Genomic DNA, 20,571 nt, shown 5'->3' with positions numbered 1-20,571 from the left:
GCGCCCGCATTGGGGCGGATGCCGCCGTGACGGTTCCTGACCCGCGCGTGCCCGCCCAGGCGCCCGCCCCATCCCCTTCGCCCGGTTCGTCCCCGCGGTCGCTCGTCGACCCGGACGACCTGCCCGACGGGCTCGTCATCGCCGACCACACCGGGCGCGTGGTCGTCTTCAACGCCGCCGCCGAGCGCCTGACCGGCGTCCCGGCCGCCGGCGCGCTCGGCCGCCCGTTCGGCGACGCGCTGCCGCTGCGCGACGCCGAGGGGCGTGACTGGTGGAAGTGCCTGGACCCGATCGGGGGGCTGCGCAGCCGCACCCGCGTGCCCGAGCGGGCCCTGCACCTGCCCGGCCGGCAGGAGCTGCTGGTGTCGGCGCGGTTCGTGCGCGAGCCGCGCTCCGGCGGCCCGGTGCGGCGGTTCGTGGTGAGCCTGCGCGACGCCTCGGCCCGCACGCGCGGCGAGCGCGACCGGGCCGACCTGGTCTCCACCGTCGCCCACGAGCTGCGGTCCCCGCTGACCAGTGTCAAAGGGTTCACCGCCACGCTGCTGGCCAAGTGGGAGCGCTTCACCGACGACCAGAAGCGCGTGATGCTGGAGACCGTCAACGCCGACGCCGACCGCGTGACGCGGCTCATCACCGAGCTGCTGGACGTGTCGCGCATCGAGGCCGGGCGGCTGGAGATGCGCCGCCAGGTGGTGGACCTGGCCGAGCGCGCCCGTAAGATCATCGCGGGGCGGGTCGCCGCGGGCGAGCCGGAGGACCGGTTCCGGCTGGAGGTCCGCCCGGGCCTGCCGGAGATGTGGCTCGACCCCGACAAGATCGACCAGGTGCTCGGGAACCTCGTGGAAAACGCGGTGCGCCACGGGGGAGGTACCGTGACAATAGGCGTGGAGCCCGCCTATCGTGACGGGCTCCCGGCCGACGTGGCCGAATCAGCAGCGACACCGTGGGGAGCCGTCGTGACCGTGCGCGACCAGGGCGAGGGCATCGCGCCCGAGCTGGCCCCGCGCGTGTTCAGCCGGTTCTGGCGGGGCAAGCGGCGCGGCGGCACCGGCCTGGGCCTGTTCATCGTCAAGGGCCTGGTGGAGGCGCACGGCGGCACGATCGCGGTGCAGCGCGGCCCCGAGGGCGGCGCGGAGTTCCGATTTAGCCTGCCCGCCGGGGCTCCCGACTACGCCTGAGGGGCGCCGGGACCGGCGGGCGCTCAGCATTCGACTCCGCTCAAGAGCACTAGACTCGCCGACATCACGCTGCCCAGGAGCTTTCACACTCATGTCCAATGATTACGATCCGGTCGAGGTGACCCCGCTGCACGCCGACGAGGTGGCGAAAATGCGGGACGAGGCGCTCGCGGCCATCGCCGCCGCGCCCGACCTCGACGCGTTGAAGCAGGTACGGCTCGCGCACGCGGGCGACAGGTCCCCGCTCGCGCTGGCCAACCGCGAGATCGGCGCGCTGCCCCCGGCCGCCCGCGCCGAGGCCGGCAAGCGCGTCGGCGGCGCCCGCGGCGAGATCTCCAAGGCGCTCGCCGCCCGCCAGGCCGAGCTGGAGCGCGAGCGCGACGAGCGGGTGCTCGTCGAGGAGGCCGTCGACGTCACGCTGCCGTGGGACCGCCGCCCCCGCGGCGCCCGCCACCCGCTGACCACCCTCCAGGAGCGCATCGGCGACACCTTCGTGGCCATGGGCTACGAGATCGCCGAGGGCCCGGAGCTGGAGGGCGAGTGGTTCAACTTCGACGCCCTCAACATGGGCCCGGACCACCCGGCCCGCGGCGAGCACGACACCTTCTACGTCGAGTCCCCCGACTCCGGGATGGTGCTGCGCACCCAGACCTCGCCGGTGCAGATCCGCGCGCTGCTGTCGCGGCCCCTGCCCGTCTACGTCGTGGGCCCGGGCAAGACCTTCCGCACCGACGAGCTGGACGCCACCCACACCCCGGTGTTCCACCAGGTCGAGGGGCTCGCGGTGGACGAGGGCCTGACGATGGCCCACCTGAAGGGCACGCTCGACCGGTTCGCCGAGGTCATGTTCGGCGAGGGCATCACCACCCGGTTCCGGCCGCACTACTTCCCGTTCACCGAGCCCAGCGCCGAGGTGGACCTCCTGTGCTTCGTGTGCCGGGGCGCCTCGGCGAACCCCGGCTCGCCGGCCTGCCGCACCTGCAAGTCCGAGGGCTGGATCGAGTGGGGCGGCTGCGGCATGGTCAACCCGCGCGTGCTGGTGGCGTGCGGCGTCGACCCCGAGCGCTACAGCGGCTTCGCGTTCGGGATGGGCATCGAGCGGACGCTGATGTTCCGCCACAACGCCGAGGACATGCGCGACATGATCGAGGGCGACGTGCGCTTCACGCGGCCCTTCGGAATGGAGGTCTGATGAAGGTCCCCCTTTCCTGGCTGCGGGAGTACGCCGAGCTGCCGCCGGTCACGGCCCAGGAGGTCGCCGACCGGCTCACCGCCGCCGGGCTGAAGCTGGAGGCCGTCGAGTCGGTCGGCCACGACGTCAAGAACGTCGTCGTCGGCCGGGTGCTGGACTTCGAGACCCTGGAGGGCTTCAAGAAGCCCATCCGCTGGTGCACCGTCGAGGTCGGCGAGGCCGAGCCGCGCGGCATCATCTGCGGCGCGACCAACTTCGCCGCGGGCGACGTGGTCCCGGTCGCGCTGCCGGGGGCGGTGCTGCCCGGCGGCTTCGAGGTCGGCAGCCGCAAGACCTACGGCAAGATCTCCGACGGCATGATCTGCTCGGCCCGCGAGCTGGGCGTCGGCGACGACCACGACGGCATCCTCATCCTGCCGCGGGACACCCCGATCGGCGCCGACGTCGTCGAGCTGCTCGGGCTCCGCGACGACGTCCTCGACCTGGAGGTCACCACCGACCGCGGCTACGCCCTGTCCATCCGCGGCGTCGCCCGCGAGGCCGCCCTGGCGTACGGCGTGCCGTTCAGGGACCCCGCCGACGTGCCGCTGCCCGCGGCCGAGGGCCCGGGCTACCCGGCCTCGATCGGCGACCCGACCGCGTGCGACCGGTTCGCGCTGCGCATGGTCGAGGGCTTCGACCCGGCCGCGCCCACCCCGATGTGGATGCGCGTACGGCTGGCGCGCGTCGGCATCCGGTCGGTCTCGCTCGCGGTGGACGTGACCAACTACGTCATGCACGAGATGGGCCAGCCGCTGCACGCCTTCGACCGCGCCACCCTCACCGGCGAGATCGTCGTGCGGCGGGCGCGCCCGGGCGAGAAGCTGGAGACGCTCGACCACGTCGAGCGCGCCCTGCACCCCGAGGACGTGCTCATCACCGACGACTCGGGCCCCATCGGCCTGGCCGGCACCATGGGCGGGCTGCGCACCGAGGTCTCCGGCACCACCACCGACCTGGTGATCGAGGCCGCGCACTTCACCCCCTCCGGGGTCGCGCGCATGTCGCGCCGCCACCAGCTCGTCAGCGACGCCTCGCGCAAGTTCGAGCGCGGCGTGGACACCGAGATCCAGCTCCAGGCCTCCGCGCGGGCCGTGGCGCTGCTCGCCGAGCTGGGCGGCGGCCGGATCCACCCGGGCCTGACCTTCGTGACGGTCGAGACCGCGCCCACGGTCATCGCCATGCGCACCGGACACCCCGACCGGGTGGCCGGCCTGACCTACGGGCCCGAGGTCGTCGTGCGCCGCCTGCGCGAGGTCGGCTGCGTGGTCGAGCCGGGCGAGGGCGCCGAGGGCGAGTGGCTCAAGGTCACCGCGCCGTCGTGGCGGCCGGACCTGACCGACCCGAACGATCTGGCCGAGGAGGTCATCCGCCTCGAAGGCTACGACCGGATCGAGTCGGTGCTGCCCGCCGCCCCCGCCGGGGCCGGGCTGACCGAGGCCCAGCGCTACCGCCGCCGCGTCGGCCGCGCGCTCGCCTCCGCCGGGTTCACCGAGGTGCTGGCCTACCCGTTCGTGTCCCCGCGCGACTGGGACGACCTGCAGCTCCCCGAGGGCGACGCCCGGCGCCGCGCCGTACGCCTGGCCAACCCGCTCAGCGAGGACGAGCCGCTGATGCGCACCACGCTGCTGCCGGGCCTGCTGAAGATCCTGGTCCGCAACACCGGCCGCGGCTTCACCGACGTCGCCCTCTTCGAGACCGGCGCCGTCTACCGGCCCCGCCCGGACGCCCCGGCCACCGCGCCGGTGCTGCGGGTGGACCGCGGGCCCACGCCCGAGGAGGTCGCCTCGATCGAGGCCGCCCTGCCCGACCAGCCGCTGCGCGTGGCCGCCGTGCTCGCCGGGGACGCCGAGCGCCCCGGCTGGTGGGGCCAGGGCCGCCGGGCCGGCTGGGCCGACGCGATCGAGGCCGCGCGCCTGGTGGCGTTCGAGGCCGGGGTCACGCCCGAGGTGCGCGCCGACGAGCACGCCCCCTGGCACCCGGGCCGCTGCGCCGCGCTGTACGCCGGCGACGTGCTGCTCGGCCACGCCGGCGAGCTGCACCCGCGCGTCGTCGAGGCGTACGGCCTGCCGCCGCGCACCTGCGCGCTGGAGCTGGAGCTGACGCGGCTGGAGGCCCTGCTGGCGGGCCCGGCGCAGACCCCCGCGGTCTCGCCGTACCCGATCGCCACCCAGGACGTGGCCCTGATCGTCCCGGCCGGCACCCCGGTCGCCGAGGTCGAGGCCGCGCTGCGCGAGGGGGCGGGCGACCTGCTGGAGGACATCCGCCTGTTCGACGTCTACACCGGCGCCCAGGTCGGCGAGGGCAACAAGTCCCTGGCCTACACGCTGCGCTTCCGCGCCCCGGACCGCACCCTGACCGCCGAGGAGGCCTCCGCATCCCGCGACGCCGCCGTGGCCGAGGCCACCCGCCGCGTAGGCGCCCACCTGCGCACCTGACCCCGGCCCACCCACAACCCGGCCCCTTCCCCAGCCACCAGGCCCAGGGAAGGGGCCGTCCCATTCCCCAGACCTCCCGCCCGCACCGCCCCACATAACCCGCCAACACCTCGCCACCCCGGCATCCAATCGCCAACCCCACGCCAACACCTCACGCCGGAACACACCCCGCGCACACCCCCGCAGCGCACCCGAGTGAGCGAACCCCAGCGCACACGTCCAGAAGACGACCAGTGGTACCCACGAGCAGGACACCACCAGCAGCGCACACGTCCAGGACACGCCGGCAAGGCACACGCGCAGGAAACGTCGGCAAGGCACACACGCAGGAAACGTCGGCAAGGCACACACGCAGGACACGGCCGGCAGCGCACATCCCCCTCGGACAGCCCCAGGACACCTACTGGGAGGGCGTCCCCAGGGCGCATTCCTCGCGGGCGCGATCCCGGCACGGCGCCACCCCCGCCGTGATCTTGCAGTTTTGCGCACAGGGTGTGCTTAAAACTGCATGATCACCGCGAGGGCGGGGGCCCGGGCGAGAGTGGTGGGGTGCGGGGACGGGGGCGGGTTGGAACGTGAGCGGCGGTCGTGCGGCGTGCATCAGTGACCGAATCGCCCTCGCGCCCGTCCCTCGGCATGCGCACTCCCGCCCGTCGCCGTCCCCCGGCGCGTGCACTCCCCGCCGGGCGCACTCTGGCGGGCGCACTCTGGCGGGCGCACTCTGGCGGGCGCGAGTCTCCCTCGGGTCCGGACCTCGCGGTGATCTTGCGGTTTCGCGCACAGGGTGTGCTTGAAACTGCATGATCACGGCGAGGGAGGCGGCCCCGGGCGAGAGAGTGGTGGGCCGTGGCGCGGGGGCGGGGGCGTCCGGGTCTCGGGGTGATCTTGCGGTTTTGCGCACGGGTGTGAGTGAAACCGCATGATCAGGATGAGGGGGAGAGGCGGGGTGGAGGGGGAGCGGGGGTATTTCGGTGGGGGAATTGGGAAGGCGGGGATTTCGGATTTCGCGGGCGGGGATTTCGGGTGGCCGCGGCGGGGCCGGAAACGGGAGATGTCCCTTTCCTTGGTCGAGGCGGCGGGTCGCTGTGGTACAAAAAATCACTGCACGTCAGGAGTCCTGGGGGCGGGGGTGGGATGGCGGATTTCTCCCTGGCCGGATATGACGTCCTCGAAGTGCTGGGGCGCGGCGGAAACGCGGTCGTATACCGGGCCTGGCAGCAGTCGGTGGGGCGCGAGGTCGCGGTCAAGGTCGGGCATTTCCCCATGCGCGACGAGCGCGACCGGCGGCGGTTCGAGCGCGAGGTGGCCGCCGCCGGGCTGCTCGCCGGGCACCCGGCCGTGGTCGGGGTCTACGACGCGGGCTGGATCGAGGGCGGCCGGCCGTACCTCGTGATGCAGCTCTGCCCGGGCGGGTCGCTGGGGGAGCGGCTGCGCGCGGCCGGTCCGCTGCGCGCCGGGGAGGTGCGCGACGTCGGCGTGCAGATCGCCGGGGCGCTGACCGCCGCGCACGAGCGCGGGGTGCTGCACCGTGACGTCAAGCCCGACAACCTGCTGCGCACCGAGTACGGCGGGGTCGCCCTGGCCGACTTCGGCATCGCCACGCCGTACGGCCCGGGGCGTGAGATCACCGCGACGCTCAACGTCATGACCCCGGAGTTCGCCGCGCCGGAGGTGTTCTTCGGCCGCGAGCCGACCGCCGCCAGCGACGTCTACTCGCTGGCCGCCTCGCTGTACGCGCTGCTGTCGGGGGAGCCCCCGCGCGTCCCCAGGGACCGGGGCCAGGGGCCGTACGGCTGGGTGACCGAGATGACGCGGCTGTTCCGGCTGCCGGTGCCCGATCTGCCCGGAGTGCCCGAGCCGCTGATGCGGGTGCTGCGCGGGGCCCTGGCGAGCGACGTGGAGGACCGGCCGCGCGACGCCGCCGGGTTCCGCGACGCGCTGCTGCGCGCGGGCGGCCGCCCGCCCCGCCCCGAGCCGGCCCCGCGCGAGAGCCCCGGCGTCTCGCGGCTGGTCCGCGTGCTCATCCGCCGCGTCGAGATCGCCCAGTTCCCGGTCGTGTACGGCGGGCGGGGGTACCGCGCCGACGCCGTGGACGACCTGCGCCGCCGGGTCATCGAGACGCTGCGCGGCGTGTCCCCGGCCCCGGTGAACGGCGACGGGCTGGCCGCCGCCGCCCTGCCGCGCGGCACGTTCGAGGTGGCCTACGCCGGGCCCGAGGTGGACGCCTTCCTGGCCGCCCTCGCCGAGGAGCTGTCCCGCCTCGGCTTCGCCTGACCGCTCCTCCGCGCGGCGGCGCGGTCCCGGGGATCCGGCGTGCCGCGCCCCACGGCGGGCGCGCGGGCGTGCGCGGTGGCGGGATGCGGGAGGATCGGATCATGGGGATCGAGGAGCTGCTGCGACGGCAGGAGGAGCTGCGGGCCGAGGCGGAGGCCGTCTTCGAGGGGCTGGGGCTGGCGGAGCGGCTGGCGCCGTTCGGCGAGGTGGTGCGGGTCGGCAGCGCGGCGCTGGGCCTGATGGTGTGGCGCGACCTGGACCTGACCGTGGTCTGCCCGGAGCTGGACGTCGCCGCCGTCGCCCGGGCCGGGGCGGCGATCGCGGCGCACCCGTGGACCCGGCGCGTGGACTTCCGCAACGACACCGGGGAGTGGAACACCGACCCCGCCTACCCCGACGGGATCTATCTCGGCGTGGGCTGCCGGGGGCCGGCGGGGGAGGAGTGGCGGCTCGACATCTGGTTCGTGGACGAGCCGGAGCGCCAGCCCGACCTCGCCCACGTGCGCGAGCTGCCCCCGAGGCTCACCCCGGAGGCTCGCGCGGCCATCCTGCTGATCAAGGACGAGTGGGCGCGGCGGCCCGAGTACGGCCAGGCCGTGCGGAGCGTGGACGTCTACACCGCGGTCCTCGACCACGGCGTGCGCACCCCCGCCGGCTTCGAGCGCTGGCTGCGCGACCGGCCGCCCGCCGGGGGCTGACCGCCCCCGCCCCCGGCCGGACCGCCCCCGCCCCGGACCGATCACCCGCGCCCCCTCAGGCGTACGGCGTGCGCCCGGGGGCGTCCGCCGTACGGCCGGCGGGTCAGCGGGCGGCCGGCGCCGGGGCGGCCTCGGCGATGCGGAGGGCCTCGACGAGCTCGCGGTAGAGGGCGTCGCGGGACAGCAGGTCCTCGTGCGTGCCCCGGGCGCGGATCCGGCCGTCCTCCATGACCAGGATCAGGTCGGCGTCGATCACCGTGGACAGGCGGTGGGCGATCGTGACCACCGCGCCGGCGGCCGAGCGGGTCCGGACGCAGTCGTGGACCGCGGCCTCGGTCAGCCCGTCGAGCTGGGCGGTGGCCTCGTCCAGGAGCAGCACGTCCGGGGTGCGCAGCAGGGCGCGGGCGAGCGCGATCCGCTGGCGTTCGCCGCCGGAGACCGACGCCGACGACAGCGGGGTGTCCAGCCCGTCCTCCAGCGCGTCGATCTTGCTGTCCAGGCGCACCTCGGCGAGCACCCGCCGCACCTCCTCCTCGGTCGCCTCCGGGTGGGAGAAGAGCAGGTTGTCGCGGATCGTCCCGGGCACGACCGGGGTGTCCTGCTCCACGTATGCCAGATGTGCCCGCGTCTCGGCGTGGCCGTACTCCCGGTACGGCCGCCCGTTGAGCAGCAGCTCGCCCTCGCGCGGCTCCAGGAACCGCAGGATGAGCGAGAACAGCGAGGTCTTGCCCGCGCCGGACGGGCCGACGATCGCGAGGTGGCCGGTGCGGGGGACGGCCAGGTCGATCCCGCGCACAGCGGGCTCGGCGCCGGGCCCGTAGGCGGCGGTGACGTTCCGCAGCTCCAGCACCGGCCCGTCGTACGCCCCGGGCGCGGGCGGGCCGGACCGGCCGGGGGCGGCGGGGGGCTCGGTCTCCAGGGCGCCCACCTCGCGGATGCGCTCGGCGGCGGCGACGCCCGCCTGCATCGCGGTGAAGTTCTGGCTGAGCTCGTTGATGGGCTCCATCAGGCCGAAGGCGTACAGCAGGAACGCGATCAGGGTGGAGACCTGCATCGATCCCGTGCTCACGCGCCAGGCCCCGAGCGCCAGGATCGCGATGATCGCGAGCTGGATGCCGGTCCAGGCGACGCTCCAGGCCATGGCCTCGCGGCGGACGGCGCGGACGCTGTGCGCGGCGGAGGAGCGGGCCTCGGCGAGGATCCGCTCGGCCTGGCGGTCCTCGGCGCGGCTGACCTTCACGGTCCGGATCGCGCGCAGCGCGCCCTCCAGCACGCCGCCGAGCCGGCCGACGTGCTCCTGCGCCCGCTCCTGGGCCTTGGCGATCGAGGGCATGAGCGTGGCGAACAGGACGATGACGACGATCACCGCGGCCACCGTGGTCCCGAGGAGCGCCAGGTCCAGCACGGCCATCAGGGCCAGCGTGCCCACCAGCATGACGGCGCCGTTGACCAGCCCGACCACGCTGGAGGTGGCGGCCTCGCGCAGGAGGACGGTGTCGGAGGTGACGCGGGTGACGAGCTCGCCCGCGGGCCGGCCGGTGATCGCGGGCACCGTCGCCCGCAGGAAGCGCCGCACCATCGACTCGCGCGCCTCCAGCACGACGCGCTCGCCCAGCGACCCGAGCAGGGTCCACTGCCAGTAGGCGACCGCGACGCCCAGGACGAGCAGCGCGAGCAGGGCCCCGACGGGCCCGGTCATGGAGCCGCCCGAGCCGAGCGCGTCCAGGATCCACTTGGTCACCATCGGCGTGGCCAGGCCCATCGCCGACCCGAACAGCGCGAGGACCAGGCCGAGGGCGAGCGTGCCCCGGTGCGGTCGCGCGAACGACCACAGCACGGCGAGCCGGGGGAAACGAGGATTCGGAACAGTCATGTCCATAGTAGAACAGCGATGTTCCATTCAGGTCAACTGAGTTCCATGAAGGGGGACCCGCTACCGTATCGGCATGGGCAAGACTGCTGCGGAGACCGGGGCGCGGGCGCGCACCCGGCGGGCCATCCTCGACGCCGCCATCTCGGTCCTCTCCAGGAACCCGGCCGCGTCGCTGGGGGACGTGGCCGCGGCGGCGGGCATGGGCCGCACCACCGTGCACCGGTACTTCCCGGAGCGCTCGGACCTGCTGAGCGCCATCGCGGCCGACATGCTGGACAAGATCGGGGCGGCCACGGAGCGGGCCCGTCCGGGGGAGGGGCCCGCCGACGAGGTGCTGGACCGGCTCTGCCAGGAGTACTTCGAGCTCGGCGACGGCCTCCAGCTCGTCTTCGACGAGCCGCAGGTCGCGTCCGGGCAGGAGTGGGAGGCCGAGACCGACGCCGACCGGGCGCTGCTCGCGCTCGTCCGCCGCGGGCAGGCCGAGGGCACGCTCGACCCCGAGGTCGACCCGCGCTGGGCCCAGGCGGTCCTGTGGAGCCTGCTGTACTCCGCCTGGCAGCACATCCGCGAGCACGGCGCCTCCAAGCACGACGCCCTCGGACTGTGCCGACGCACCCTGCGCAAGGCCCTCGCCCCCTGACCCCGGGCGGCCGGGGCCCGCCGCCCGGCCCCGCGTCTGAGCCCGCCTCCTGGGTCCGCCGGCTGAGCCGCAGGCCGCCGGGATGCATGATCGATCCCCCGCTTGCATGACCATGCAGTGGACTGCATAATTGTGGCTTGCAAGGACTTGAGGAGGGGTGCATGGGAATGCGGGCCGCGGTCGCGGGCGCGAGCGGGTACGCCGGGGGCGAGATCCTCCGGCTGCTGCTCGGGCATCCGGGCATGGAGATCGGGGCCGTGACGGCCGGGGGGAACGCCGGAGCGCCCCTGGGGCCGTTGCAGCCGCACCTTCCGGCGCTGGCCGACCGCGTGCTGCGGGACACCACCGCCGAGGCGCTCCGCGGCCACGACGTGGTGTTCCTGGCGCTGCCCCACGGCATGTCCGCCGCGATCGCCGCCCAGCTCGGCGAGGACACCCTCGTCGTGGACTGCGGGGCCGACCACCGGCTCGCCGACCCGGCCGACTGGGCGCACTACTACGGCGGGGAGCACGCCGGCACCTGGCCGTACGGGCTCCCGGAACTGCCCGGCGGGCGGGAGGCGCTGCGCGGCGCGCGCAAGATCGCGGTGCCCGGCTGCTACCCGACCACCGTGCTGCTGTCGCTGTTCCCGGTGTTCCAGGCCGGGCTGGCCGAGCCCGACGTGACCGTGGTCGCCGCCTCCGGCACCTCCGGCGCCGGCCGGGCCGCCAAGGTGAACCTCCTCGGCAGCGAGGTCATGGGCTCGATGAGCGCGTACGGCGCGGGCGGCGTCCACCGGCACACCCCCGAGATGGCCCAGGGCCTGTCGGCGGTCGCCGGGGAGCGGGTGAACGTCTCCTTCACCCCCACCCTGGCGCCGATGAGCCGGGGCATCCTGGCCACCTCCGTCCTCACCCCGCGGCCCGGCGTCACCGCCGCCGCCCTGCGCGAGGCCTACACGGCGGCCTACGCCGAGGAACCCTTCGTGCGCCTGCTGCCCGAGGGAGTGTGGCCCGCGACCGCCATGACCCTGGGCGCCAACACCGCGGTCGTCCAGGTCGCCCTCGACGAGCGCGCCGGCCGCGTCGTCGTGGTCGCCGCCATCGACAACCTCACCAAGGGCACCGCGGGCGGCGCGGTCCAGAGCGCCAACCTCGCCCTCGGCCTCCCAGAAACCCTCGGCCTTCCCCTGACAGGAGTAGCCCCATGAGCGTGACCGCCCCACTCGGCTTCCGCGCGGCCGGAGTCGCCGCCGGCATCAAGCAGGGAGGAGCGCGCGACCTGGCGCTCGTCGTCAACGACGGGCCCTCCCGCGCCGCCGCCGGGGTGTTCACCGGAAACCGCGTCAAGGCCGCCCCGGTGCTGTGGTCCCAGCAGGTCCTGGCCGGCGGGCGGGTCCGGGCCGTCGTGCTCAACTCCGGCGGGGCCAACGCCTGCACCGGCCCGGCCGGCTTCCAGGACACCCACGCCACCGCCGAGGCCGTCGCCGAGGCGCTGGGCGACTCCGCCGCCGAGATCGCGGTCTGCTCCACCGGGCTGATCGGCGAGCGGCTGCCCATGGACGCCCTGCTCGGCGGCGTCACCACCGCCGCCGGGGAACTGTCGCGCGACGGCGGGCTGGCCGCGGCCGACGCCATCCGCACCACCGACACCGTCTCCAAGATCGCCTTCCGGCGCGGCTCCGGCGGGTACATGGTCGGCGGCATGGCCAAGGGCGCGGGCATGCTCGCGCCGGGCCTGGCCACCATGCTCTGCGTGATCACCACCGACGCGGACGTGCCCGCCGAACGGCTGGACGCGGTGCTCCGCGAGGCGACCCGGCTGACCTTCGACCGGCTCGACACCGACGGCTGCATGTCCACCAACGACACCGTCCTGCTGCTGTCCAGCGGCGCCGCCGGGGTCACGCCGGACGAGGCCGAGTTCCAGCGCCTGGTCACCGAGGTCTGCGCCGACCTGGCGCGCCAGCTCCTCGTGGACGCCGAGGGCGCGACCAAGGCCATCGCCGTCGAGGTCGTCGGCGCGGCCAGCGAGGCCGACGCGCTGACGGTCGGCCGCGCGGTCGCCCGCAGCAACCTGCTCAAGTGCGCCATCCACGGCGAGGACCCCAACTGGGGCCGGGTGCTGTCGGCCGTCGGCACCACCGACGCCGCCTTCGAGCCCGACCGGCTCAACGTCGCCGTCAACGGCGTGTGGGTCTGCCGCGCCGGGGCCGCGGGCGACGACCGGTCCAAGGTGGACCTGCGCCCCCGCGACGTCACGATCACCGTGGACCTGTCGGCGGGCACCCACGCCGCCACCATCCACACCACCGACCTGACCGCGGACTACGTCCACGAGAACTCGGCGTACTCCTCATGACCGCGGACACCGCCCCCGCCGCCAAGGCCGCCACGCTGATCGAGGCGCTGCCGTACCTGGAGCGGTTCCACGGCAGGACCGTCGTGATCAAGTACGGCGGGCACGCGATGACCGACGAGGCCCTGCGCCGGAGCTTCGCCGACGACGTCATGTTCCTGCGCTACGCGGGCATCAGGCCGGTCGTGGTGCACGGCGGCGGGCCGCAGATCAACGCCCACCTGGACCGGCTCGGGGTGGAGAGCACCTTCACCAACGGGCTGCGGGTGACCACGCCCGAGACCATGGAGATCGTCCGCATGGTCCTGGTCGGCCAGGTCAACCGCGAGGTGGTCGGCCTGATCAACCGGCACGGGCCGTACGCCGTGGGCCTGTCGGGCGAGGACGCGCACCTGTTCACCGCCGAGCGCAAGATCGTCGAGGTGGACGGCGAGCCGGTGGACATCGGCCAGGTCGGCGAGATCGTGAAGGTGGAGCCGGGCGCGGTCGAGGCCCTGCTGGCCGACGGGCGCGTGCCGGTCGTGTCGAGCATCGCCCGCGGCGAGGACGGCACGGTCTACAACGTCAACGCCGACACCGCCGCCGCCGCGCTGGCGGTGGCGCTGGACGCGGCGAAGCTGATCGTGCTCACCGACGTCGAGGGCCTGTACGCCGACTACCCGGCCCGCGACGGGCTGATCTCCCGGCTCACCGCCGGGGAACTGGAGGAGCTGCTGCCCGGCCTGTCGGCGGGCATGGTGCCCAAGATGGGCGCCTGCCTGACCGCCGTGCGCGGGGGAGTGGCGCAGGCCCACGTGCTGGACGGCCGCGTCCCGCACGCGGTCCTGCTGGAGGTGTTCACCGACGAGGGGATCGGCACGATGGTGCTGCCGGAGAGCGAGGACGCGTGAGCCGCAACCAGGAGCTGCGCGAACGCTTCGAGAAGGCGTTCATGCCCAACTACGGGGTGCCGCCCGTGGTGCTGGCCCGCGGCGAGGGCGCGACGGTCTGGGACGTGGACGGCCGCGAATACCTCGACATGTTCGGCGGCATCGCGGTCAGCTCCCTCGGCCACGGCCACCCGGCCCTGGTCAAGGCCGTCTCCGACCAGGTGGCCACGCTCGCCCACTCCAGCAACACGCTGCTGAACGAGCCGGAGATCCTGCTCGCCGAGCGCCTGCTGGGCCTGCTCGGCGCCCCCGGCAAGGTGTTCCTGGCCAACAGCGGCGCCGAGGCCAACGAGTGCGCCCTCAAGCTCGTCATGCGCGCCCGGCCCGCGGGCCACGTCGTGGCGACCGAGAACGGCTTCCACGGCCGCACCCTGGGCGCCCTGTCCCTCACCGGCAAGCGGTCCATCCGCGACCAGTACGGCCCGTTCCCGCTGGACGTCCGGTTCGTCCCGTACGGCGACGCCGCGGCGCTGCGCGAGGCGGTGACCGGGGACTGCCGCGCGGTGTTCCTCGAGCCCACGCAGGGCGAGGCCGGCGTGGTCCCGCCCCCGCCGGGGTACCTCCGGCAGGCCCGCGAGATCTGCGACGCCACCGGCGCGCTGCTGGTGCTCGACGAGATCCAGTCGGCCATCGGCCGTACCGGGGCCTGGTTCGCCCACCAGCACGAGGGGATCCTGCCCGACGTGCTCACCCTGGCCAAGGGCCTGGGCGGCGGCATCCCGATCGGCGCGTGCGTCGGCCTGGGCGGCCTGGGCGACGCCTTCGCCCGGGGCGACCACGGCAGCACCTTCGGCGGCAACCCGGTCGCGGCCGCCGCCGCGCTGGCCGTGCTCGGCACCATCGAGAACGACGGCCTGCTCGCCCACGTCCGGTCCGTCGGCGACCAGCTCGAAGCCGGGATCGCGGCGATCGGCCACGACCTGGTCGAGGGCCTGCGCGGCCGCGGCCTGTGGCGGGCGATCGTGCTCACCCGCCCCGTCGCCGCCGCTGTGGAGGCCGCCGCCCGCGAGGCCGGGTTCCTGGTCAACGCGGTCCAGCCCGACGCGGTACGGCTCGCGCCGCCGCTGGTCATCACCCCCGCCCAGATCGCGTCGTTCACCGGCGCCCTGCCCGCGATCCTGGAGAAGGCATGCACTTCCTGAAGGACGACGACCTGACGCCCGAGGCCCAGCTCGCGGTGCTGGACCTGGCCGCCGAGATGAAGGCCGACCGGTTCGCCCACCGCCCGCTGGCCGGGCCCAGGACCGTGGCCGTGCTGTTCGACAAGCCCTCCACCCGCACCCGGATCTCCTTCGCCGTCGGCGTCGCCGAGCTGGGCGGCCAGCCGCTGGTGATCGACGCGGCCGGCAGCCAGATGGGCCGCGGCGAGCCGATCGAGGACACCGCGCGGGTGCTCTCGCGCCAGGTGGCCGCGATCGTGTGGCGCACGCACGGCCAGGAGCGGGTCGAGGCGATGGCCGCGGCCAGCCGCGTGCCGGTGGTCAACGCCCTCACCGACGAGTACCACCCCTGCCAGATCCTGGCCGACCTGCAGACGATCCGCGAGCGCACGGGCCGCCTGGCGGGCCTGACCCTGGCGTACGTCGGGGACGGCGCCAACAACATGGCGCACTCCTACCTGCTCGGCGGGGCGGTCGCCGGCCTGCACGTGCGGGTCGCCGCGCCCGAGGGATACCTGCCCGACCCGGCGATCGTGGCCGCCGCCGAGCGCGCCGCCGCCGGGACCGGCGGGTCCGTCCAGGTCACCACCAGCGCGGAGAAGGCCGCCGAGGGCGCCGACGTGCTGGCCACCGACACGTGGGTATCCATGGGCCAGGACCCGGCGGAGAAGGACGCCCGGGTCGCGGCGCTCATGCCGTACCAGGTGAACGCCGACCTGCTCGCCCGCGCGGCGGGCACCGCGTTCGTGCTGCACTGCCTGCCCGCCTATCGTGGCCTGGAGATCACCGCCGAGGTGATCGACGGGCCGCGCAGCGCGGCCTGGGACCAGGCGGAGAACCGCTTGCACGCGCAGAAGGCGCTGCTCGCGCACCTGCTGGGCGCGGCCGGGTAGCACCACGGGAAGGCACTGGGGACGATCGATGACGATTCCGCTGACGAAGGCCGCCAGGCACGCCAAGATCAAGGAGCTGCTGAGCCGGCACGCCGTGCGGTCGCAGCCCGACCTGGCGCGGTTGCTGTCCGAGAGCGGCGTCGAGGTCACCCAGGCCACCCTGTCGCGCGACCTGGACGAGCTCGGCGCGATGAAGCTGCGCGCCGACGACGGCAGCCTCATCTACGCGATGCCCGGTGAGGGCGGGGGGCGCATCCCGCTCGCCCGCACCGGCACCGGCGAGACCCCCGGCGCGCGGCTGCGGCGCGTCGCCGAGGAACTGCTGGTCTCGGCCGAGGCCTCGGCCAACCTGGTGATCGTGCGCACGCCCCCCGGGGCGGCGCAGTTCCTGGCCTCGGCCATCGACCACGCCGACTGGCACTCCATCCTGGGCACGGTCGCCGGCGACGACACGATCCTGGTGATCAGCCGCGACCCCGCCGGGGGCGCGGACGTCGCCGCGGCGCTGCTCAAGCTCACCGAGAGACGAAGCGCCGGGTCCTGACCCCGGCCGAGCCTCCATCCAAGATCACCGCTGCCCGGGACGCCCGCCTCGGGTAGCGTTTGCGGCGCGAGCACCGCCCGCGGGGACCCCGACGTCCCCGCGGGCCCCGTCCCCGCCCCGCGCGCGGCGGGGCCGGCGCGTACGGCGTCACGCCCGCCCCGCGCGGCCGTACGGCGCGACGCGGACGCGGGCCACACCGAACAGGGAACATGACGACATGAGCGGAACGAAGGGGGAGGAGCACACGGTGCCGGACAACACACCGTCGGACGGCGGGAGCCGGTCGCTGCGTCTGTGGGGAGGCCGGTTCGAGGGAGGCCCCGCCGACGCGCTGACCAGGCTCTCGGTGAGCGTGCAGTTCGACTGGCGCCTGGCGCCCTACGACCTGCTCGCCTCCCGCGCCCACGCCCGCGTGCTGGGGCGGGCCGGGCTGCTGACCGACGACGAGCTGGCCCGCATGCTCGGCGCCCTCGACGACCTGGAGGACGCCTGCAAGGCCGGCGAGTTCCGGCCCACGGTCGCCGACGAGGACGTGCACACCGCCCTGGAGCGCGGCCTGCTGGAGCGGCTCGGCTCGCTCGGCGGCAAGCTCCGCGCCGGGCGCAGCCGCAACGACCAGGTCGCCACCGACCTGCGGCTGTACCTCCGCGACCACGTGCGGCACATCGTGTCCCGGCTCGCCGAGCTGGAGACCGCGCTGATGTCGCAGGCCGAGCAGCACGTCGACACGGCCGCGCCGGGCATGACCCACCTCCAGCACGCCCAGCCGGTGTCCTTCGGGCACCAGCTCCTGGCCCACGTGCACGCCTTCGCCCGCGACGTGGACCGCCTGCGCGACTGGGACCGCCGCGCCGCCGTGTCGCCCCTGGGCTCGGGCGCGCTGGCCGGGTCCTCGCTGCCGCTGGACCCCGAGACCGTGGCCCGCGAGCTGGGCTTCGACTCGGCCGCGCCCAACTCGATGGACGCCGTCGCCGACCGCGACTTCGCCGCCGAGTTCCTCTTCGACGCCGCCATGATCGGCGTGCACCTGTCGCGCCTGGGCGAGGAGATCGTGCTCTGGGCGTCCCAGGAGTTCCGCTGGATCGAGATGGACGACGCCTACTCCACCGGCTCGTCGATCATGCCGCAGAAGAAGAACCCCGACGTCGCCGAGCTCGCGCGCGGCAAGTCCGGCCGCCTCATCGGCAACCTGATGACGCTGCTGACCACGCTCAAGGGCCTGCCCCTGACCTACAACCGCGACCTGCAGGAGGACAAGGAGCCCGTCTTCGACGCGGTGGACACCCTCCTGCTCGTCCTGCCCGCGATGGCCGGGCTGGTCGCCACCATGCGGGTCAACACCACGCGCCTGGAGGCGTCCGCCCCCGACGGGTTCGCGCTGGCCACCGACCTGGCCGAGCTGCTCGTCCGCAAGGGCGTGGCGTTCCGGGACGCCCACGAGGCCGTCGGCCACCTGGTGGTGTGGTGCCAGGTGAACGACAAGGAGTTCGAGGACCTCACCGACGACGAGCTGGCCAAGGTCTCCCCGCACTTCACCCCCGACGTGCGGGACGTCCTGTCCGTCCCCGGCGCGCTGGCCTCCCGGTCCGCGCCCGGCGGCACCGCGCCCTCCCGGGTGCGCGAGCAGCTCGCCGCCCTCCGCGACCTCGTCGACGGGCACGCCGCGTGGGCGACCGGCTCCTAGACCGGGCGTTCTTCGACCGTCCGGCGCCCGAGGTGGCGCCGGACCTGCTCGGGCGCGTCGTCTCCCACGGCGGCGTGGCGATCCGCCTCACCGAGGTCGAGGCCTACAACGGCGCCCTCGACCCGGCCTCGCACGCCTACCGGGGCAGGACGGCCCGCAACGCGGTCATGTTCGGCCCGCCCGGCCACGTCTACGTGTACTTCACGTACGGCATGCACTTCTGCGCCAACCTCGTCTGCCTCGGCCCCGGCACGGCCTCGGCCGTCCTGCTGAGAGCGGGCGAGGTGGTGGAGGGCGAGGCCGCGGCCCGCTCCCGCCGCGGCGAGATCGCCCCCTTCCGCGACCTCGCCCGCGGCCCGGCCCGCCTCTGCAAGGCCCTGGGCCTGTCCCGCGAGCACGACGGCCTCGACTGCTGCGCCCCCGGGGCCCCGATCCAGGTCCTGGAAGGGGACCCGGCGGACCCCTCCGCCATCCTCAGCGGCCCCCGCACGGGCGTGTCCGCCGGGGCCGACACGCCCTGGCGGTTCTGGATCGACGGGGACCCCACGGTGTCCCCGTACCGGTCCCACGCGCCCCGCCGCAGGCGTGCGCCCGCCTCGCCCGCCGGCTCCTGACCCGCGCCCGGTTCCCGATCTCGCGGGGCGTACGGCTGCGGCGCGGCCGGGGTTCCGGCCGCGCCGGCCCGCCGTACGGCCGGAAAAGCGCTTGGACGGCGCCGGGAGGGTGCGGTTTCCTGGTCAGAGCGCCCTCGGGCCGGCCCCGGCTGGCGGGAGCCCGCGTCCCGGCCGTGGCCGCGGCCCGGCCGGCGGGTGAGCCCGCGGCCGAGCGGCCGGGGTCCGGGCCGCCGGTGCCGATAGGGTGCAATCGTTCATGTCCGATCACGACGGAGAGCACAGAACTGTGACCGAGATCCTCGATGAGCTTGCCTGGCGCGGCCTGATCGCGCAGTCCACCGACGTCGACGCCCTGCGGTCGGCGCTGGCCGAGGGTCCGATCACGCTCTATTGCGGCTTCGACCCGACCGCGCCCTCGCTCCACGTCGGCAACCTGGTGCCGCTGCTGACCCTGACGCGGTTCCAGCGGGCGGGGCATCGGCCGATCGGGCTGGTCGGCGGCGCCACCGGGCTCATCGGCGACCCGAGCGGACGCTCCACCGAGCGGTCGCTGAACGCCGCCGAGGTGGTCGAGGAGTGGGTGAGCCGGATCCGCGTCCAGGTCGAGAAGTTCCTGGACTTCGACGCCGGCGACCTGTCGGCGCGGCTCGTGTCCAACCTGGACTGGACGGCGGAGATGACCGCGATCGGCTTCCTGCGCGACGTGGGCAAGCACTTCCCGGTCAACCGCATGCTGGCGCGCGAGGCCGTGTCGGCCCGCCTGTCGGGGGAGGGCCTCAGCTACACCGAGTTCAGCTACCAGATCCTCCAGGCCAACGACTACCTGGAGCTGCACCGGCGGCACGGGTGCGTGCTCCAGCTCGGCGGCAGCGACCAGTGGGGCAACATCACCGCGGGCGTGGACCTCATCCGCCGGGTGACCGGCGCCTCCGCGCACGCGATGACCGTCCCGCTGATCACCAAGGCCGACGGGACCAAGTTCGGCAAGACCGCCGGCGGCGCGATCTGGCTCGACCCGGCGCTCACCTCGCCGTACGCCTTCTACCAGTACTGGCTCAACGCCGACGACCGTGACGTGGTGCGCTTCCTCAAGGTGTTCACGTTCAAGTCGCAGGAGGAGATCGCCGAGCTGGAGAAGCTCACGGCGGAGCGCCCGGCGGCCCGCGCCGCGCAGCGGGCGCTCGCGGCCGAGCTGACCGCGCTCGTGCACGGGCAGGAGGAGCTCGACCGGGTGGTGGCCGCCTCGGCGGCGCTGTTCGGGCAGGGCTCCCTGGAGGAGCTGGACGAGCGCACGCTGGGCTCGGCGCTGGCCGAGGTGCCCAGGGCGACCGTCCCGGCCGGCGAGCTGCCGGCGTTCGTGGACCTCCTCGCCGCCTCCGGCCTGGTCGAGAGCAAGTCCGCGGCCCGCCGCGCCGTCAAGGAGGGCGGGGCGTACCTCAACAACATGAAGATCACCGACGAGGCGTTCGTCCCGTCGGCCGATGACCTGCTGCACGGGCGCTACCTCGTGCTCCGGCGCGGCAAGCGTTCCGTGGGCGGCGTCGAGGTGGCCTGACCGCCTCACGCGTTCCCCGACCGGCCCCCGGCGTCTCGTACGCCGGGGGCCGCGTCCTGTTGGATCACATTCCGGAAACATCAGCGGCGACCGGTGCGGGACATGGGCCGATATCTAGGGCTTGACGTGCGAAAACGTGGATCGATCCCGTGGTTTGACGGGAGCGCGGAGGCCGCCTAATGTTCTCTTCGCCCCGGGAGCGAGCGGGAGGCCGAAAGGCAGCCGAGCTCCGGGGAACCCCGATGACTCACCCCCCGAGGATGACCTTGCGGTCACCCGAAGGGTGGCATCTCTTCACGCCGCAAATCACCTGATTTGGTGCGAAGCGGAGGAAGAGGTAAGTTTGAGGGGTTGCCCCGAAAGGGGTTGCTGGTGAGTCCGAACCGGCCAGGTTGACAGGAAGCGGACGAACCGGTAAGATTGGGAGGCGCCCTCTGCGGGCCGGTCCGGGTGGCCGGGTGCGGTGAGTGGAGGAGCGTGCGTTTCTTGAGAACTCAACAGTGTGTTAAAAGCCAGTGCATG

General features: G+C 74.3%; 16 protein-coding genes. 15 read left to right on the top strand and 1 reads right to left on the bottom strand.

Annotation, left to right across the window (positions count from 1 at the left end):
* Window positions 1-47: 47 nt before the first annotated feature.
* The 5 genes from D5H75_RS05325 to D5H75_RS05305 all read left to right on the top strand — a co-directional run bounded on the left by D5H75_RS05325 (window position 48) and on the right by D5H75_RS05305 (window position 7,819).
* Window positions 48-1,178, top strand: a complete 1,131-nt coding sequence (locus tag D5H75_RS05325; RefSeq protein ID WP_119925878.1) for a sensor histidine kinase — start codon at window positions 48-50, stop codon at window positions 1,176-1,178.
* 91 nt (window positions 1,179-1,269) lie between these two features.
* Window positions 1,270-2,370: a phenylalanine--tRNA ligase subunit alpha gene (pheS, locus tag D5H75_RS05320; protein ID WP_119925254.1), complete on the top strand. Its 1,101-nt coding sequence runs from the start codon at window positions 1,270-1,272 to the stop codon at window positions 2,368-2,370.
* Window positions 2,370-4,847 carry a phenylalanine--tRNA ligase subunit beta gene (pheT, locus tag D5H75_RS05315; RefSeq protein ID WP_119925253.1) on the top strand — a complete coding sequence of 826 codons (2,478 nt, stop codon included), beginning with the start codon at window positions 2,370-2,372 and terminating at the stop codon, window positions 4,845-4,847. The genes pheS and pheT overlap by 1 nt, the downstream gene beginning before the upstream one ends.
* Window positions 4,848-5,981: 1,134 nt before the next feature.
* The gene (locus D5H75_RS05310) at window positions 5,982-7,121 is read left to right on the top strand and encodes a serine/threonine-protein kinase (protein ID WP_119925252.1); all 1,140 of its coding nucleotides are present in this window, start codon (window positions 5,982-5,984) and stop codon (window positions 7,119-7,121) included.
* 101 nt (window positions 7,122-7,222) lie between these two features.
* Window positions 7,223-7,819, top strand: a complete 597-nt coding sequence (locus D5H75_RS05305) for a hypothetical protein (protein WP_119925251.1) — start codon at window positions 7,223-7,225, stop codon at window positions 7,817-7,819.
* Between the two features lie 103 nt (window positions 7,820-7,922).
* Here D5H75_RS05305 and D5H75_RS05300 read toward each other — a convergent pair whose 3' ends face one another.
* Window positions 7,923-9,692: an ABC transporter ATP-binding protein gene (locus D5H75_RS05300; protein ID WP_119925877.1), complete on the bottom strand. Its 1,770-nt coding sequence runs from the start codon at window positions 9,690-9,692 to the stop codon at window positions 7,923-7,925.
* A 73-nt stretch (window positions 9,693-9,765) separates the two neighbouring features.
* On the opposite strand from D5H75_RS05300, the gene D5H75_RS05295 reads away from it, so the two are divergent.
* The 10 genes from D5H75_RS05295 (at window position 9,766) to tyrS (ending at window position 20,049) form a co-directional block, all read left to right on the top strand.
* Window positions 9,766-10,332 carry a TetR/AcrR family transcriptional regulator gene (locus D5H75_RS05295; RefSeq protein ID WP_119925250.1) on the top strand — a complete coding sequence of 189 codons (567 nt, stop codon included), beginning with the start codon at window positions 9,766-9,768 and terminating at the stop codon, window positions 10,330-10,332.
* Window positions 10,333-10,493: 161 nt separating this feature from the next.
* Window positions 10,494-11,522, top strand: a complete 1,029-nt coding sequence (gene argC / locus D5H75_RS05290; RefSeq protein WP_119925249.1) for an N-acetyl-gamma-glutamyl-phosphate reductase — start codon at window positions 10,494-10,496, stop codon at window positions 11,520-11,522.
* The gene (gene argJ / locus D5H75_RS05285; protein ID WP_119925248.1) at window positions 11,519-12,673 is read left to right on the top strand and encodes a bifunctional glutamate N-acetyltransferase/amino-acid acetyltransferase ArgJ; all 1,155 of its coding nucleotides are present in this window, start codon (window positions 11,519-11,521) and stop codon (window positions 12,671-12,673) included. The genes argC and argJ overlap by 4 nt, the downstream gene beginning before the upstream one ends.
* Window positions 12,670-13,560: an acetylglutamate kinase gene (gene argB / locus D5H75_RS05280; RefSeq protein WP_119925247.1), complete on the top strand. Its 891-nt coding sequence runs from the start codon at window positions 12,670-12,672 to the stop codon at window positions 13,558-13,560. Before argJ ends, argB begins: the two co-directional genes overlap by 4 nt.
* A 41-nt stretch (window positions 13,561-13,601) precedes the next feature.
* Window positions 13,602-14,741, top strand: coding sequence for an acetylornithine transaminase (locus D5H75_RS05275; RefSeq protein WP_422673489.1), 1,140 nt, complete (start codon window positions 13,602-13,604; stop codon window positions 14,739-14,741).
* On the top strand, window positions 14,729-15,652 hold the full coding sequence (argF, locus tag D5H75_RS05270; RefSeq protein WP_119925245.1) for an ornithine carbamoyltransferase: 924 nt from the start codon (window positions 14,729-14,731) through the stop codon (window positions 15,650-15,652). Before D5H75_RS05275 ends, argF begins: the two co-directional genes overlap by 13 nt.
* 28 nt (window positions 15,653-15,680) lie before the next feature.
* Entirely contained in the window at window positions 15,681-16,196 is a 516-nt protein-coding gene (locus D5H75_RS05265; protein ID WP_119925244.1) for an arginine repressor, read from the top strand.
* A gap of 217 nt (window positions 16,197-16,413) precedes the next feature.
* Complete coding sequence (argH, locus tag D5H75_RS05260) at window positions 16,414-17,880, top strand: argininosuccinate lyase (protein ID WP_119925243.1); 1,467 nt, start codon at window positions 16,414-16,416, stop codon at window positions 17,878-17,880.
* On the top strand, window positions 17,862-18,494 hold the full coding sequence (locus tag D5H75_RS05255) for a DNA-3-methyladenine glycosylase (protein WP_119925242.1): 633 nt from the start codon (window positions 17,862-17,864) through the stop codon (window positions 18,492-18,494). The genes argH and D5H75_RS05255 overlap by 19 nt, the downstream gene beginning before the upstream one ends.
* A 286-nt stretch (window positions 18,495-18,780) precedes the next feature.
* A complete protein-coding gene (tyrS, locus tag D5H75_RS05250) occupies window positions 18,781-20,049 on the top strand; it encodes a tyrosine--tRNA ligase (RefSeq protein ID WP_119925241.1) in 1,269 nt (422 codons plus the stop codon).
* Window positions 20,050-20,571: the final 522 nt, after the last annotated feature.

The organism is Bailinhaonella thermotolerans, assembly GCF_003594875.1.
Lineage (GTDB): Bacteria > Actinomycetota > Actinomycetes > Streptosporangiales > Streptosporangiaceae > Bailinhaonella > Bailinhaonella thermotolerans.
This window is presented reverse-complemented; position numbering and strand designations above follow the sequence as displayed.

Excerpts from the sequence above, each read along its gene's own strand:
- pheS (WP_119925254.1), top strand. The coding sequence starts at position 1,270 with ATGTCCAATGATTACGATCCGGTCGAGGTGACCCCGCTGCACGCCGAC.
- pheT (WP_119925253.1), top strand. The coding sequence starts at position 2,370 with ATGAAGGTCCCCCTTTCCTGGCTGCGGGAGTACGCCGAGCTGCCGCCG.
- D5H75_RS05310 (WP_119925252.1), top strand. The coding sequence starts at position 5,982 with ATGGCGGATTTCTCCCTGGCCGGATATGACGTCCTCGAAGTGCTGGGG.
- D5H75_RS05305 (WP_119925251.1), top strand. The coding sequence starts at position 7,223 with ATGGGGATCGAGGAGCTGCTGCGACGGCAGGAGGAGCTGCGGGCCGAG.
- D5H75_RS05300 (WP_119925877.1), bottom strand. The coding sequence starts at position 9,692 with ATGACTGTTCCGAATCCTCGTTTCCCCCGGCTCGCCGTGCTGTGGTCG.
- D5H75_RS05295 (WP_119925250.1), top strand. The coding sequence starts at position 9,766 with ATGGGCAAGACTGCTGCGGAGACCGGGGCGCGGGCGCGCACCCGGCGG.
- argC (WP_119925249.1), top strand. The coding sequence starts at position 10,494 with ATGGGAATGCGGGCCGCGGTCGCGGGCGCGAGCGGGTACGCCGGGGGC.
- argJ (WP_119925248.1), top strand. The coding sequence starts at position 11,519 with ATGAGCGTGACCGCCCCACTCGGCTTCCGCGCGGCCGGAGTCGCCGCC.
- argB (WP_119925247.1), top strand. The coding sequence starts at position 12,670 with ATGACCGCGGACACCGCCCCCGCCGCCAAGGCCGCCACGCTGATCGAG.
- D5H75_RS05275 (WP_422673489.1), top strand. The coding sequence starts at position 13,602 with ATGCCCAACTACGGGGTGCCGCCCGTGGTGCTGGCCCGCGGCGAGGGC.
- argF (WP_119925245.1), top strand. The coding sequence starts at position 14,729 with ATGCACTTCCTGAAGGACGACGACCTGACGCCCGAGGCCCAGCTCGCG.
- D5H75_RS05265 (WP_119925244.1), top strand. The coding sequence starts at position 15,681 with ATGACGATTCCGCTGACGAAGGCCGCCAGGCACGCCAAGATCAAGGAG.
- argH (WP_119925243.1), top strand. The coding sequence starts at position 16,414 with ATGAGCGGAACGAAGGGGGAGGAGCACACGGTGCCGGACAACACACCG.